Here is a 15095-nt window from a genome sequence, read left to right on the forward strand (position 1 = left end):
GCTGAGGGGGCTATTGGACAGGTTCGTCGTCTTGTATGCTTAAGGAGGGAACGCATGGGGATGTGGGATCGTATTACGCGTGAACAACGGAAGGATATGCAGCTTCTTAACCGTGAAAAGATGCAATTGCTGCAGGAAATTGAGAGGGCGCGCTTGGATTGGGTTACGGCTCAACATCGTCTTGATATTGTCATAGAACATGATCAGATTGACTATGCGATCTATGCCCTGGAAGCTTCCCAGAAGCGCTTGGACATGCTGTTTAAACAAGCCAAGAGGATGCAGCTAACTGCGTGGGATGTCCGTAACAGTAAAAATGAGATTGTAACATTTAAATGAAGGCATCGTGTTTTGCTAATGATATAGCTTGCTAAGGCACCGTTAACATTTTATACAGTTAGCTGGCAGTGCAAAGCGTTGGGAGGGTGACATAAAGTACATGACGAAGCTATATTTACTGTGGGGGATACTTAGTATTTCGGTAATATTACTGATGATTATCTTGTTTCGCTATAGACAAGCTTTCCAATGGCTTGGATATCTTTGTTTCAATGTTGCATTAGCTGCTTTTTTATTGTATATTGTAAATCTGCTTGAAGGCTATACACAGTTGGAAATACCTATAAACCCAGTAACTGTGGGAACAATAAGTGTTTTGGGTATACCTGGACTTCTCATGCTGGTTGCTTTGAAGCTGTGGATTGTTTGAGACTGTGGTTGGAAATCGTAAGTATTTTTATTTTCAAAAAAAGACTTGCATTAATCTTTGGAGTTGTGTTATATTAAAGAAGTCGCCGCTAAAAGAAAAACGATTAAAGCGGTAACGTGCTAAAGTAATAAATGCAGGCAATAAATGAATGATTTTGCGGCAATTGTCCTTTGAAAACTGAATCAACGAGTGAGAAAATAGCAGTACAAGAGAATGCAAATTCTCGTCAGCAAGGAATGAGTACAAATCAAAGTTCTACCTTAATGGAGAGTTTGATCCTGGCTCAGGACGAACGCTGGCGGCGTGCCTAATACATGCAAGTCGAGCGGATTGTTCCTTCGGGAACAGTTAGCGGCGGACGGGTGAGTAACACGTAGGCAACCTGCCTACAGGATCGGGATAACTACCGGAAACGGTAGCTAAGACCGGATAGGTGATTGAGACGCATGTCTGAATCAAGAAACACGGAGCAATCTGTGACCTGTAGATGGGCCTGCGGCGCATTAGCTAGTTGGTGAGGTAACGGCTCACCAAGGCGACGATGCGTAGCCGACCTGAGAGGGTGAACGGCCACACTGGGACTGAGACACGGCCCAGACTCCTACGGGAGGCAGCAGTAGGGAATCTTCCGCAATGGACGCAAGTCTGACGGAGCAACGCCGCGTGAGTGATGAAGGTTTTCGGATCGTAAAGCTCTGTTGCCAGGGAAGAAAGGCCAGGAGAGTAACTGCTCCTGGATTGACGGTACCTGAGAAGAAAGCCCCGGCTAACTACGTGCCAGCAGCCGCGGTAATACGTAGGGGGCAAGCGTTGTCCGGAATTATTGGGCGTAAAGCGCGCGCAGGCGGTCATTTAAGTTTGGTGTTTAATTCCGGGGCTCAACCCCGGGTCGCATCGAAAACTGGGTGACTGGAGTGCGGGAGAGGAAAGTGGAATTCCACGTGTAGCGGTGAAATGCGTAGAGATGTGGAGGAACACCAGTGGCGAAGGCGACTTTCTGGACCGTAACTGACGCTGAGGCGCGAAAGCGTGGGGAGCAAACAGGATTAGATACCCTGGTAGTCCACGCCGTAAACGATGAGTGCTAGGTGTCGGGGGTTTCAATACCCGCGGTGCCGAAGTTAACACAGTAAGCACTCCGCCTGGGGAGTACGCTCGCAAGAGTGAAACTCAAAGGAATTGACGGGGACCCGCACAAGCAGTGGAGTATGTGGTTTAATTCGAAGCAACGCGAAGAACCTTACCAGGTCTTGACATCCCGATGTAACACCTAGAGATAGGTGCCCTCTTCGGAGCATTGGAGACAGGTGGTGCATGGTTGTCGTCAGCTCGTGTCGTGAGATGTTGGGTTAAGTCCCGCAACGAGCGCAACCCTTGGATTTAGTTGCCAGCATTGAGTTGGGCACTCTAGATCGACTGCCGGTGACAAACCGGAGGAAGGCGGGGATGACGTCAAATCATCATGCCCCTTATGACCTGGGCTACACACGTACTACAATGGCCGGTACAACGGGAAGCGAAACCGCGAGGTGGAGCGAATCTTTAGAAGCCGGTCTCAGTTCGGATTGCAGGCTGCAACTCGCCTGCATGAAGTCGGAATTGCTAGTAATCGCGGATCAGCATGCCGCGGTGAATACGTTCCCGGGTCTTGTACACACCGCCCGTCACACCACGAGAGTTTACAACACCCGAAGTCGGTGGGGTAACCCGCAAGGGAGCCAGCCGCCGAAGGTGGGGTAGATGATTGGGGTGAAGTCGTAACAAGGTAGCCGTATCGGAAGGTGCGGCTGGATCACCTCCTTTCTATGGAGATATTGCTTCTGCAAACGAAGCGTATCAGTAATACAAGTTGCCAATGGCAACAACAACGCTCACTCGTTGATCAGTTTTGAGAGGATAAACTTTCTCTCTGTAAAGCTTGTTCCTTGAAAACTAGATACCGAAACGAAACAAATGTTTAGAGCAGCGTTACTTAACTTCGGTTGAGTAACATCCAAATAGATCGATTCTTCGGAATCGAACTTATTAGCGGAATTGGTTAAGCTAATAAGAGCACACGGAGGATGCCTAGGCACTAGGAGCCGAAGAAGGACGTGGCGAACGACGAAATGCCTCGGGGAGCCGTAAGCAGGCTTTGATCCGGGGATGTCCGAATGGGGGAACCCGCATGAGGTAATGCTCATGTACCATGTAGTGAATACATAGCTACATAGGAGGCATACGAGGGGAACTGAAACATCTAAGTACCCTCAGGAGAAGAAAACAAAAGTGATTCCGTCAGTAGCGGCGAGCGAACGCGGAACAGCCCAAACCTAAGAGCTTGCTCTTAGGGGTTGTGGGACGTCAACATCGGGTTAGCAGAATAGGTGAAGCAGTCTGGAAAGGCTCATCACAGAGGGTAACAATCCCGTAACCGAAAATCTGCGACACCTGTAGACGGATCCCGAGTACCGCGAGACACGTGAAACCTCGTGGGAATCCGGCAGGACCATCTGCCAAGGCTAAATACTCCCTAGTGACCGATAGTGAAGCAGTACCGTGAGGGAAAGGTGAAAAGAACCGCGGGAGCGGAGTGAAATAGAACCTGAAACCGTGTGCTTACAAAAAGTCAGAGCCCGTTTATGGGTGATGGCGTGCCTTTTGTAGAATGAACCGGCGAGTTACGTTCCCGTGCAAGGTTAAGGTGAAGAGCCGGAGCCGCAGCGAAAGCGAGTCTGAATAGGGCGCTTGAGTACGTGGACGTAGACCCGAAACCGTGTGATCTACCCCTGCCCAGGGTGAAGGTGCGGTAACACGCACTGGAGGCCCGAACCCACGCATGTTGAAAAATGCGGGGATGAGGTGGGGGTAGCGGAGAAATTCCAATCGAACTCGGAGATAGCTGGTTCTCCCCGAAATAGCTTTAGGGCTAGCCTCGGAGTTGAGAGTCGTGGAGGTAGAGCACTGATTGGGTGCGGGGCCCGCCAAGGGTTACCAAGTCCAGTCAAACTCCGAATGCCACAGACTTTTATCCGGGAGTCAGACCGTGAGTGCTAAGATCCATGGTCAAGAGGGAAACAGCCCAGACCATCAGCTAAGGTCCCCAAGTGCAGGTTAAGTGGGAAAGGATGTGGAGTTGCCCAGACAACCAGGATGTTGGCTTAGAAGCAGCCACCATTGAAAGAGTGCGTAATAGCTCACTGGTCGAGTGACTCTGCGCCGAAAATGTAACGGGGCTAAACCTGCCACCGAAGCTATGGCTCGAACAAGTAATTGTTCTTGGGTAGGGGAGCGTTGTGTAGAGGTTGAAGGTGTACCGTAAGGAGCGCTGGACACTACACAAGTGAGAATGCCGGTATAAGTAACGAAAAGACAAGTGAGAATCTTGTCCGCCGAAAGCCTAAGGGTTCCTGAGGAAGGCTCGTCCTCTCAGGGTAAGTCGGGACCTAACGCGAGGCCGAAAGGCGTAGTGGATGGACAACTGGTTGAAATTCCAGTACCACCGTGAACCGTTATGAGCAATGGGGTGACGCAGAAGGATAGTGACGCGGACTGATGGATGTCCGTCCAAGCAGCGAGGCTGGTGTGTAGGCAAATCCGCACATCGATAAGGCTGAGCTGTGATGGGGAGCGAAAATTGCAGTAGCGAAGGTCATGAGTTCAAGCTGCCAAGAAAAGCCTCTAGCCAGGGAGAAGGTGCCCGTACCGCAAACCGACACAGGTGGGCGAGCAGAGTATGCTAAGGCGCGCGGAAGAACTCTCGTTAAGGAACTCGGCAAAATGACCCCGTAACTTCGGGAGAAGGGGTGCCTCGGTAGGGTGAATAGCCCGAGGGGGCCGCAGTGAAAAGGCCCAAGCGACTGTTTAGCAAAAACACAGGTCTGTGCGAAGCCGTAAGGCGAAGTATACGGGCTGACGCCTGCCCGGTGCTGGAAGGTTAAGGGGAGTGGTTAACCGCAAGGTGAAGCTATGAACCGAAGCCCCAGTAAACGGCGGCCGTAACTATAACGGTCCTAAGGTAGCGAAATTCCTTGTCAGGTAAATTCTGACCCGCACGAATGGCGTAACGACTTGGGCGCTGTCTCAACGAGAGATCCGGTGAAATTTTACTACCTGTGAAGATGCAGGTTACCCGCGACAAGACGGAAAGACCCCATGGAGCTTTACTGCAGCTTGATATTGAACTTGGGTACGATCTGTACAGGATAGGTGGGAGCCAAAGAAGCATGAGCGCCAGCTTGTGTGGAGGCGACGTTGGGATACCACCCTGATCGTATCCGAGTTCTAACCTCGCACCGTAATCCGGTGCAGGGACCGTGTCAGGTGGGCAGTTTGACTGGGGCGGTCGCCTCCTAAAATGTAACGGAGGCGCCCTAAGGTTCCCTCAGAATGGTTGGAAATCATTCGCAGAGTGTAAAGGCACAAGGGAGCTTGACTGCGAGACAAACAGGTCGAGCAGGGACGAAAGTCGGGCTTAGTGATCCGGTGGTACCGAATGGAAGGGCCATCGCTCAACGGATAAAAGCTACCCTGGGGATAACAGGCTTATCTCCCCCAAGAGTCCACATCGACGGGGAGGTTTGGCACCTCGATGTCGGCTCATCGCATCCTGGGGCTGAAGTAGGTCCCAAGGGTTGGGCTGTTCGCCCATTAAAGCGGTACGCGAGCTGGGTTCAGAACGTCGTGAGACAGTTCGGTCCCTATCTGTCGTGGGCGCAGGAAATTTGAGAGGAGCTGTCCTTAGTACGAGAGGACCGGGATGGACGTACCGCTGGTGTACCAGTTGTTCCGCCAGGAGCACGGCTGGATAGCTACGTACGGAAGGGATAAGCGCTGAAAGCATCTAAGCGCGAAGCCCCCCTCAAGATGAGATTTCCCAATTAGTAAGACCCCTTATAGACGATGAGGTAGATAGGTTCGGGGTGGAAGTGCCGCAAGGTATGGAGCTGACGAATACTAATCGGTCGAGGGCTTATCCAAGAAAGAGTCTTGCAAGCGAAAGCGAGTGAGACGCGCTGCTCAAGCGTAAAGTGTAAGTTTCGGATCTAGTTTTCAGGGAGCAAACTCTGAGCTGCCTGTCCTTTGTAAGGATGGATATTTTCTCGCAGTAATTTCGAAGAAGTAACGCTTCGAAAAATCCCGTTTGGTGATGATGGCGAAGGGGAACCACGCGTTCCCATCTCGAACACGACCGTTAAGCCCTTCAGCGCCAATGGTACTTGAACCGCAGGGTTCTGGGAGAGTAGGACGTTGCCAAGCACAGTAAAATAGCCTTTTTGGATACTTATCCGAAAAGGCTATTTTTTGTTTGGCATAAAGACCTTGCCGTCTGTATACATGCAGAGCAGTCCTTATATAGGGGCAAGGTCGTAAAGATATGTATGTAACGTTGTTTGATGAATCTAAACGTAACCTAAGTGCAAACCAATATTCAAATTGCAATTTTTTATTGCGAGTAACATGAAGTATCTTTGTCATTGAGTTTTATAAATCCTCTGGTGGAATGCTTTCTCAGACGAAACAATATGAACAATCGCGGCAAAAAAATCCATAGATGAACGAAAAACAGACTTATCATATCTAATGGTGCCCATGGATAAAAACATCCAATAATCATGATTGTAACCCAAAATACTTGCATTTGAAGTCCTCTGAATCTCTTTAAACCTATATGATTGGTTGGCGCTAAACCCAGCCACGGCAAACGAAATCGGAATTGCCAATGCGTAAGTGGTCGTTTTTCCTTTAAAGTGATATGCAAGTAGATGAGTAGGGCGTGGAGTAGTGGAAGGAATGCTATTCCCAATAACATTGCATAGGGACGCAGATGGATTAACTCCCAGGCGAGCATGCTTACAAGGATGCCCCAATAGATGAGATTGAGAATAGTGCTGTAATGAATTCTTTTGAGAAGTCGATAGTGGTATACGGTGGATTCTTTAGAAAGCTCTTGTTTATTCACGATAGCTTCACGCGTCCATTTCATAGAATTCGATTTCGTCTTTGAGTAGGGCATAGCTACAATAGTAGTGAAGATATGTATGGATATTGCATTTATATATATCGGCTGCAACGATTCAAATGTTAAGCTTTGGAACCTTGTATAAGCTATATTCATAATCATATAGTATCCCGAGTTTAAGTTAAGAGAATACGGACATACTGATAGAAAAGAAGAATAGAGGTGAGTCTAATGGGAAAGGTTATCAAGGAACTAGAGGAAGCCCAAGGCTGCATCATCTGTGGACAGACAAAGGAACACGGTATCATGATTATATCCGAATTTATTTGCGAAGATTGCGAACATGAGATGGTACAAACGGACGTCATGGATGCCAAATACCCTTTTTTTATCCGCCAAATGAAGCGAATTTTTTACAAAAAAAATGCATAAGCTCTTGTCCATGTATACAAAGCTCTCTTTCGACGTTAAAACGTTGGAGAGAGTCTTTTTGTTTGTTACAATAGAACTATACTTTCACATGCCGACTGGAGAAGCAACTTATGACAATAGATAAGCACAGAGCCCCGTTATTCGAAAAACTAACGGGTCATGCCGAACAATCCTATGTAAGCTTACACGTACCAGGGCATAAATCAGGGCAGGGCTTGGATCAGGCTGCGCGTCCTTACTATGAATCTATAATGCGTCTGGATTTAACGGAAATATCAGGTCTGGATGATTTGCATCATCCCGAGGAAGCAATTTTGGAAGCACAGCGATTGGCAGCAGATTGTTTTGATGCGGAGGAAAGCTTTTTCCTCGTAAACGGAAGTACAGTGGGCAATCTGGCTATGATATTAAGTGTATGTCGCAGGGGGGACCTGCTACTAATCCAAAGGGATGCCCATAAGTCGGTCATTCACGGCCTCATGCTCGCTGGTGCACGCGCAGTGTTTGTAAGCCCTGAAGTAGACCCGATTACAGGAATGACGCGTGGGCTGCGTCTGGAAGCGATACAGGAGGCTCTTGAGAAGTATCCTGAAGCAAAAGGACTGCTGGTGACACGTCCCAGCTATTACGGTATGGCGCTGCCGCTGCAAGCTATCGCTCAACTGCTTCATGAGCATGGAAGACTGCTGCTTGTCGATGAAGCACATGGGGCGCATTTCGGCTTTCATCCCGCTCTGCCTCCATCTGCACTCGCCTGCGGGGCTGACGCGGTAGTCCAGTCAACGCACAAGCTGTTAACAGCCATGACCATGGGCTCGATGCTTCATGTACAAGGCGAGCTCATAGATCGAAATGAATTAAAACGTTATTTGACTATGCTGCAAAGCTCCAGTCCGTCCTATCCGTTAATGGCTAGCCTGGACCTCAGCCGTCGACAGATGCATACTGAAGGCAGAGTATTGTTAGACAAAGCACTTACCGTTGTTGATAAATTTAACAAGGGTTTGGAATTACTTAGTGACTTTACGATACTTGAGCCTATTACGGATAATGAGATCATTTGCAAGGACCCCTTTAAGGTGACGATCAAAGATTCAAACCATCGGCTAAGCGGTTTTGATCTGAAGGATAAATTGGAGGCACAGGGCTGCTTTGTTGAACTGGCTGACCCACAAGCTGTACTACTCGTATTTAGTCTGGCATCGACAGAGCAGGATGTGCTCAAAGTGCTGAAGGCGCTGAAGGCGATAAGCCTGGCACATAACGAAAAAACAGTGGGAGACAACAGCATAGAAACATTACGCAGCTTTTCCTCTACCGTGATGCCTGGTTTATCCAAGCCTGTTTCTTTTGACGAATCCAATGTTCGCCAGAAAGGTGCGATTCAGGTGGCACTAGAGGATGTGGAAGGGATGCATTCAGCCGAAATGGTAGTCCCTTATCCTCCTGGTATCCCGGTACTATGCCCAGGAGAGCTGATTTCTGCTGAAGTATTGCGTTATTTAATGCAGCTGGTCGCTATGGGGGCAAGAATTCATGGGTTAATTGAGGGTGAGCAGCCCATGCTCTCGGTGTTAAGTAGTGCCAAATCTTAAGTGGAGCGATATTTTATTAAAATTGTGAGGTAATCATAAGGCAAACGATATATAATAGAAGAAACAGCTTTAATTGACTGTTCAGAAGTCGCTTTTCAGCACTGTGAAGTACAAGTTTTCGTAGAAAACTCGCTTCGGAGGTGGTGAAAAGGAGAATCGCAATAAGCTGTGATTACAAAGTATTGGAGTAAACACGATGTATAAAGGATTTTTCATTACAACGGAGGGTTGCGAGGGCGCAGGGAAAACTTCGATCATCCATTTGCTCACTAACCATCTATCTGCTTTAGGTTATGAAGTCATGACGTCTCGTGAGCCGGGAGGCATTCAAATTGCCGAACAAATCAGAGAGGTTCTTCTAGATACACAGAATACAAGGATGGACGGACGCACCGAGGCCTTATTATACGCGGCAGCCAGAAGGCAGCATTTGGTTGAAAAAATTGTACCGGCACTGCAGGCAGGTAAAGTTGTCATCTGTGATCGGTTTATTGACAGCAGCTTAGCTTATCAGGGTCATGCCAGAGGTTTGGGTATTGATGAGGTACTAGGTATTAATCGATTTGCGATTGATCAGATGCTTCCTGATCTCACGATTTATCTGGACGTATATCCAGAAGTTGGACTTAAGCGGATTCATGCCAATGAGGAAAGGGAAATCAACAGACTCGATTTGGAGGAGCTGGCTTTCCATCAAAAAGTGCGTGAGGGTTACTTGATCCTGACGGAACGTTTTCCTGAAAGAATCGTGACGATAGATGCTAATGTTGAGATCGAGGCTGTTTTTAAGCAAGTGAAAGCGGCAATTACCGATTTTCTCCAAAAATAGTTCGTTTATCGCTCGTTTTCGATCGTTTTTAGCGTACAGCAGCACTTGTCATTGCAGGAATTGTGCACATGGATGTCAAATTATTATAGAGTGGGAGAACATATTTCACGAGGAGGTTGATGCTAATGAAACTAGTTATTGCCGTTGTCCAGGATAAAGACAGCAATCGTCTTTCTAATGCGTTAATCAAGGAAGGGTTTCGTGCAACCAAATTGGCCAGTACGGGTGGATTTTTGCGCGCAGGGAATACAACCTTTATGATCGGTATTGAAGACGAGCGCATTAGCGATGTGATGCAGGTGATTAAAGCCAATTGCAAGGTTCGTGAGCAGATGGTTACTCCCGTGTCCCCTATGGGCGGAACGACCGATTCCTATATACCTTTCCCTGTAGAAGTACAGGTGGGTGGAGCTGCGGTGTTCGTGCTTCCGGTTGAACGATTCGAGCACTATTAAATGAAGGAAGAGTGGACGCGGAGTGAAAATTAATCCGGGCTGGCGACCTTTCGGTAAAGAAATTCAACGGATGGAAAATACAGCTTCCCAGCAGCTGCAGCAGAAGTCTTTCTCAGATATGATGCAGCAGCAAAATGAAGGAGCGAATCAGGAACAGCTTCAACGTATTTTGCAGGAAATACACATGCAGGGTGATCGTCTAAGCAAATCCATGACGGTACGTGAGCTGCGCCAGTATAAATTGCTCGTTATGAGGTTTTTGGAGGAAACGGTGCGTCGGGGTGTCCAACTGCGTGATACACGGGGTTGGGACCGACGGGGCCGCTCCAAACGCTATAAACTGCTGGAAGAGGTTGATCAAGAGCTGTTGACGCTTGCTGATGATATGCTGGAGAGCGAGCAGGGACGGATCGATATCTTACACAAAATTGGCGAGATCCGGGGGATGCTGATTAACCTTGTCTTCTAAATGACAAGAAATGGACCCACATTTAAATATTATAGAGTAGGAAAGGATTTTACAGACCGAGATGTCTATTGAGTCCATAGCTGGGCAGGAACGCGTCAAGCGCATATTGCAAAATAGTTTGCGGACGGATAAAGTGTCCCATGCCTATATTTTTACAGGTCAGCATGGAACAGGGCGGAGGCAGATGGCACTTGCTTTTGCTCAGGCCCTGTATTGCAAGGTACTTCCCGATGATGCCTGTGGAGAATGTCTGGACTGCCGCAAGGTGGAGCATGGTAATCATCCAGACCTCCATTGGGTCAAACCTGACGGAGCATCGATCAAGATCGAGCAGATTCGTGAGCTGCAAAAGCAGTTTGCGTATCGTGCAGGGGTTTCCGGCTTAAAGATGTATGTACTGGAGAATGCTGATACGATGACCGTGCAGGCGGCGAACAGCTTGCTGAAATTTTTGGAGGAACCGACGTCTCGGGTAGTCGCGATCTTGATTACGGATAACGGGCAAGCGTTGCTTCCTACCATTCGTTCAAGAGCGCAGTGGGTGCCGTTTGCTCCACTTAGCCGGGTGTTGATGATAGAAACGCTGCAAGCGGAGGGACATCCGTCCTTTTTGATTCAACCGGCCGTTCGTTTGGCGGCAGGCACTGAAGCGGCACGAGAGCTGATTCAAGGAAATGGGTTTGCAGAAATTAGAAACCTAGTGATACAATTAGCGAGGGAGAGCTTGACTCGACTACCGACATCGATGCTGACCGCACAACAGAAGCTGGCCAAATCGGAGTTAACCGATCAGCTTCCATTATTTATGGATATGCTCATTTTGTGGCTGAAGGATATGGTTCGATTAAGTCTGGGTGATCACAATGAGCTGGTTTTTACAGATCAAACCGAATGGATGGGCGGACAAGCCTTGAGTTACGATATGAAGCACTGGGTCCGCTGCATGGAGCAGGCGATCGAGCTGCAAAAAAGGCTTCGTTTCCATGCAAACCCGCAGCTGGTGCTTGAAAAAATGCTAATGCACTTGAAGGGGGTGTAACATGTACTCGGTTGTAGGTGTACGCTTTAAAAAAGCTGGGAAAATTTATTACTTTGATCCCATCGATCTTCCGGTCGATAAAGATAGTGCTGTGATTGTTGAAACGGCTCGTGGCATTGAATATGGAAAAGTCGTCATTGGTAAGCGCACGGTTAAAGAATCGGATGTGGTTTTACCGCTAAAAAAAGTCATACGGATAGCGGATTATACGGATGCGCAGCTGGTGGAAGATAATAAATCGGCAGCCAAAAATGCATTCGCGCTCTGTCAGGAAAAAATCAAGGATCATCAGTTGAAAATGAAACTGGTTGATGTTGAATATACATTTGATCGTAACAAGATCATCTTTTACTTTACAGCTGAAGGAAGAGTCGATTTCCGGGAGCTGGTAAAGGATTTGGCTGGTGTGTTCCGTACACGAATTGAACTCAGACAGATTGGTGTTCGTGATGAGGCCAAAATGCTGGGGGGAATTGGTCCATGCGGACGAATCCTATGCTGTTCTTCCTTTTTGGGTGATTTTGAGCCGGTCTCGATTAAAATGGCGAAAGATCAAAACTTATCATTGAATCCAACGAAAATATCCGGGCTTTGCGGCCGGTTAATGTGCTGCTTGAAATATGAGCACGATAATTATGAGAGTGCCAAGGAAGATGTGCCGCGTGTGGGTAGTAATGTGATTACATCATTGGGCAGTGGACGCGTAGTTTCGCTGAACATGAACGAACGTACGGCAAAAATTCAAGTTTATGATTTGGGAAAAGTAATGGAGCTTTCTTTTGACGATGCGGTTGAGCAGCATTAATGGTAGTTCAAGTTCAAGCTTCCTTGAGGTGAACGCGTGGATAAAAGAAACGTATTTGTGCAAATAGAGCAGATAGAAGAACAAATGGGAACGATATACGGCGAGCTTGGTCAGATGAAGCGGCAAATAGTCGAGCTTCTTGAAGAAAATAAACGTCTAAGTATAGAAAATCAGCAGCTGCGCAAGCTGATGAAGATGGACACCTTACCGTCTGAGGTCATTGTGCCACAAGCGCCTATTACACCGGCACAGGCCAAAGAGCTTACAGGGGAAGGCTATGACAACCTGTCTCGACTGTACCAAGAAGGATTCCATATATGTAATGTGTATTATGGGCATTTGCGGACAGAAGGAGATTGCTTGTTCTGCTTATCTTTTCTTAATAAATAATCAGCATCGAAACGCGCATGCGATGAAGTGATAAACTGCAAATAAAACCGCCGTAGGGGAGCAAGCTTCTCTACGGTTTTTTTAGAAAGAGGAACGATATGGGAAAAGTATCTTTGCATGCCAGTGAGCGGGTTGATGATCTGCTTACAAATGATTTGAAAATTATCCAGAGTGATGAGGTGTTCAGCTTTTCTCTGGATGCTGTATTACTGGGTCGCTTTTGCTATACGCCACCAAAGGGACGAATGATCGATTTATGTACAGGTAATGGTGTGATCCCCTTACTGCTAAGTACACGAACCAAAGCCTCGATCGTAGCCATCGAAATACAGGAAAGACTCGCAGATATGGCCAAGCGTAATGTGGAACTGAATGAACTGGAGCAGCAAATCCGTATTATTCATGGTGATTTGAAGGATGCCTGCTCGGAACTGGGCCATGGGGCATTTGATGTTGTTACCGTCAATCCGCCATACTTGCCGATTCAGGACGGAGAGCAAAACAGGAATGAGCATTTTGCTGCTGCCCGGCATGAGGTGTTGTGTACGTTGGAGGATGTTGTCAGGGTCAGCAGTAAATTAGTGCGTGCCGGAGGGCGGGTCGCGATGGTTCATCGGCCTAGCCGGCTGGTAGAGATTTTTGGTATGATGCGCGCCTATAAGCTGGAGCCAAAGCGAATTCGTTTCGTTCATCCACGTGCAGGAGAAGAAGCCAACATGGTGTTGATTGAAGCGCATAAGGACGGCAAACCGGAGCTAAGAACGCTGCCGCCGCTGCTGGTATATAAAAATAAGACGGAATACTGCGAAGAACTCATGGAGCTTTATTATGGCAAACGTGATGAACTAATCCAACAACCTGAGAACTGAAGAGGAAATCATAATGAATATTCAAAAAAGCTATGGACAAGAGAATGGATTAGGCAAGCTGTACCTGGTAGGGACCCCGATCGGTAATTTGGAGGATATGACCTTCCGAGCCATTCGTATATTGGGAGAGGTACAGTGGGTTGCTGCTGAGGATACACGACAAACGAGAAAGCTGATGACGCATTTCAACATCCCTACAAGGCTCGTCAGCTATCATGAGCATAATAAGCACGCCAGTGGGCCAGAATTGATTCGCTTGCTGGAAACGGGGGATTCTATCGCTCTGGTCAGTGATGCCGGATTGCCGGCGATCTGTGATCCAGGATCGGAATTGGTGAAGCAAGCGATTGAAGCGGGTATTGATGTAATTCCGATACCAGGTGCCAATGCGGCTTTATCGGCTTTGATTGTTTCTGGATTGTCGACAGAGCGATTCACGTTCCTGGGCTTCCTGCCCCGTGACAAAAAATCCTTGCTTCAAGAACTTGAGCTACTGCAGCCTAAAAAGGAAACCCTTATCTTGTATGAATCCCCGCACCGGATTGTTAAGACGCTTGAGGCTATGCTAACGGTCTGGAATCCTGAACGTCAGGTCTGCTTGATGCGTGAAGTGACCAAGAAGTATGAAGAGGCTGCAAGAGGGACGATACGTGAATGCTGCGATTGGCTGAACGCAAACGAGCCCAAAGGTGAGTATTGCATCATTGTTGAAGGCAGCACGGCCCCGGAGACGGCATTGACTGTCGAATGGTGGGAATCCTACACCATCAAGGCGCATGTAGAGCATTATGAGTCGCAAGGCTCGGACCGCAAGGAAGCGATGAAACGTGCTGCCTCCGACCGTCAGATGCCCAAGCGAGAATTGTATAACTTCCTACATAAAGAAGAATGAATCGAATGGCTTAAAACTACTCATAGTCGGCCTTCTACGGAATGGTCTTCTTTCACAAAAAAAATCCCTGAGTCATAGTTATCTATGATTCAGGGACAAGAGGAGATATGAAAAAGGTTAGAATTACCTAAGTAAGAATTGCTATCCTTATTATAAACTATTTTTCTTATTTTGTCACAGGTATTGGCATATCGGACAAACATTCGTGACAAATAATTTTACCTTTATAATAAGAAACATTTTCAGCGTTACCGCAAAAGATACAAGCAGGTTCATATTTTTTGAGCATGATGCGCTCGCCATCTACATAAATTTCCAAAGCGTCTTTTTCGCCGATACCCAAAGTTCTGCGAAGCTCGATAGGAATAACAACCCGACCCAATTCATCGACCTTTCTAACAATACCAGTTGATTTTAACATGTTATAAGTCCCCTCTCAGAAAAAAATAATCGTCATTATTCGACATAATTCTTATTTTCTATGATACCAACCATTCCCATAATAGTCAACCACAACTTGTCGTTTTTTGACAATCATGATGTCGAATTTGTTCAAATTTAATTAAAAATACATTCAAAATAGCTAAAATTTTCTTGAATTGATTTATTAAAGGCTTTATGAGGGGGATTTAGCTAGTTGAATGTATGATAAAATTGGAAATACGAATAT

13 protein-coding genes and 3 rRNA genes are annotated in these 15095 nt (G+C 47.2%); 15 read left to right on the forward strand and 1 reads right to left on the reverse strand.

Features of this window, described 5'->3' with window-relative positions:
- Window positions 1-54 precede the first annotated feature (54 nt).
- The 15 genes from NST47_RS03050 to rsmI all read left to right on the forward strand — a co-directional run bounded on the left by NST47_RS03050 (window position 55) and on the right by rsmI (window position 14425).
- Window positions 55-339 carry a DUF2508 family protein gene (locus NST47_RS03050; protein ID WP_341153891.1) on the forward strand — a complete coding sequence of 95 codons (285 nt, stop codon included), beginning with the start codon at window positions 55-57 and terminating at the stop codon, window positions 337-339.
- Window positions 340-439: 100 nt separating this feature from the next.
- Window positions 440-709 (forward strand): pro-sigmaK processing inhibitor BofA family protein, encoded by a 270-nt coding sequence (locus tag NST47_RS03055; RefSeq protein ID WP_341153892.1) that lies wholly within the window; start codon window positions 440-442, stop codon window positions 707-709.
- Window positions 710-969: 260 nt separating this feature from the next.
- Window positions 970-2512 (forward strand): 16S ribosomal RNA (locus NST47_RS03060).
- Window positions 2513-2745: 233 nt separating this feature from the next.
- Window positions 2746-5668 (forward strand): 23S ribosomal RNA (locus tag NST47_RS03065).
- 162 nt (window positions 5669-5830) lie between these two features.
- A 5S ribosomal RNA gene (rrf, locus tag NST47_RS03070) occupies window positions 5831-5947 on the forward strand.
- The 16S, 23S and 5S rRNA genes sit together here, the layout of an rRNA operon.
- A gap of 934 nt (window positions 5948-6881) precedes the next feature.
- Window positions 6882-7082 carry a sigma factor G inhibitor Gin gene (locus tag NST47_RS03075; protein ID WP_076237253.1) on the forward strand — a complete coding sequence of 67 codons (201 nt, stop codon included), beginning with the start codon at window positions 6882-6884 and terminating at the stop codon, window positions 7080-7082.
- A 110-nt stretch (window positions 7083-7192) separates the two neighbouring features.
- Window positions 7193-8677, forward strand: a complete 1485-nt coding sequence (locus NST47_RS03080; protein ID WP_341153893.1) for an aminotransferase class I/II-fold pyridoxal phosphate-dependent enzyme — start codon at window positions 7193-7195, stop codon at window positions 8675-8677.
- A gap of 196 nt (window positions 8678-8873) precedes the next feature.
- Window positions 8874-9506: a dTMP kinase gene (tmk, locus tag NST47_RS03085; protein ID WP_341153894.1), complete on the forward strand. Its 633-nt coding sequence runs from the start codon at window positions 8874-8876 to the stop codon at window positions 9504-9506.
- Between the two features lie 125 nt (window positions 9507-9631).
- Window positions 9632-9961: a cyclic-di-AMP receptor gene (locus NST47_RS03090; protein WP_341153895.1), complete on the forward strand. Its 330-nt coding sequence runs from the start codon at window positions 9632-9634 to the stop codon at window positions 9959-9961.
- A gap of 22 nt (window positions 9962-9983) precedes the next feature.
- Window positions 9984-10430: a YaaR family protein gene (locus NST47_RS03095; RefSeq protein ID WP_076237261.1), complete on the forward strand. Its 447-nt coding sequence runs from the start codon at window positions 9984-9986 to the stop codon at window positions 10428-10430.
- Window positions 10431-10491: 61 nt separating this feature from the next.
- Window positions 10492-11469: a DNA polymerase III subunit delta' gene (holB, locus tag NST47_RS03100; RefSeq protein ID WP_076237263.1), complete on the forward strand. Its 978-nt coding sequence runs from the start codon at window positions 10492-10494 to the stop codon at window positions 11467-11469.
- Window position 11470: 1 nt separating this feature from the next.
- A complete protein-coding gene (locus NST47_RS03105) occupies window positions 11471-12274 on the forward strand; it encodes a PSP1 domain-containing protein (RefSeq protein WP_076237265.1) in 804 nt (267 codons plus the stop codon).
- A 36-nt stretch (window positions 12275-12310) separates the two neighbouring features.
- Window positions 12311-12664 carry a DNA replication initiation control protein YabA gene (yabA, locus tag NST47_RS03110; protein ID WP_076237267.1) on the forward strand — a complete coding sequence of 118 codons (354 nt, stop codon included), beginning with the start codon at window positions 12311-12313 and terminating at the stop codon, window positions 12662-12664.
- Between the two features lie 98 nt (window positions 12665-12762).
- Entirely contained in the window at window positions 12763-13533 is a 771-nt protein-coding gene (locus tag NST47_RS03115; RefSeq protein WP_341153896.1) for a tRNA1(Val) (adenine(37)-N6)-methyltransferase, read from the forward strand.
- Window positions 13534-13546: 13 nt separating this feature from the next.
- Complete coding sequence (gene rsmI / locus NST47_RS03120) at window positions 13547-14425, forward strand: 16S rRNA (cytidine(1402)-2'-O)-methyltransferase (RefSeq protein ID WP_341153897.1); 879 nt, start codon at window positions 13547-13549, stop codon at window positions 14423-14425.
- Between the two features lie 166 nt (window positions 14426-14591).
- Here rsmI and NST47_RS03125 read toward each other — a convergent pair whose 3' ends face one another.
- A complete protein-coding gene (locus NST47_RS03125) occupies window positions 14592-14846 on the reverse strand; it encodes an AbrB/MazE/SpoVT family DNA-binding domain-containing protein (RefSeq protein WP_076237273.1) in 255 nt (84 codons plus the stop codon).
- Between the last annotated feature and the right edge of the window lie 249 nt (window positions 14847-15095).

The sequence above is a fragment of the Paenibacillus sp. FSL H8-0034 genome, from assembly GCF_038000305.1.
In the GTDB taxonomy this organism is placed as follows: domain Bacteria; phylum Bacillota; class Bacilli; order Paenibacillales; family NBRC-103111; genus Paenibacillus_S.

Coding starts and splice junctions, on each gene's coding strand:
- NST47_RS03050 (WP_341153891.1), top strand. CDS start 55: ATGGGGATGTGGGATCGTATTACGCGTGAACAACGGAAGGATATGCAG.
- NST47_RS03055 (WP_341153892.1), top strand. CDS start 440: ATGACGAAGCTATATTTACTGTGGGGGATACTTAGTATTTCGGTAATA.
- NST47_RS03075 (WP_076237253.1), top strand. CDS start 6,882: ATGGGAAAGGTTATCAAGGAACTAGAGGAAGCCCAAGGCTGCATCATC.
- NST47_RS03080 (WP_341153893.1), top strand. CDS start 7,193: ATGACAATAGATAAGCACAGAGCCCCGTTATTCGAAAAACTAACGGGT.
- tmk (WP_341153894.1), top strand. CDS start 8,874: ATGTATAAAGGATTTTTCATTACAACGGAGGGTTGCGAGGGCGCAGGG.
- NST47_RS03090 (WP_341153895.1), top strand. CDS start 9,632: ATGAAACTAGTTATTGCCGTTGTCCAGGATAAAGACAGCAATCGTCTT.
- holB (WP_076237263.1), top strand. CDS start 10,492: ATGTCTATTGAGTCCATAGCTGGGCAGGAACGCGTCAAGCGCATATTG.
- NST47_RS03105 (WP_076237265.1), top strand. CDS start 11,471: ATGTACTCGGTTGTAGGTGTACGCTTTAAAAAAGCTGGGAAAATTTAT.
- NST47_RS03115 (WP_341153896.1), top strand. CDS start 12,763: ATGGGAAAAGTATCTTTGCATGCCAGTGAGCGGGTTGATGATCTGCTT.
- rsmI (WP_341153897.1), top strand. CDS start 13,547: ATGAATATTCAAAAAAGCTATGGACAAGAGAATGGATTAGGCAAGCTG.
- NST47_RS03125 (WP_076237273.1), bottom strand. CDS start 14,846: ATGTTAAAATCAACTGGTATTGTTAGAAAGGTCGATGAATTGGGTCGG.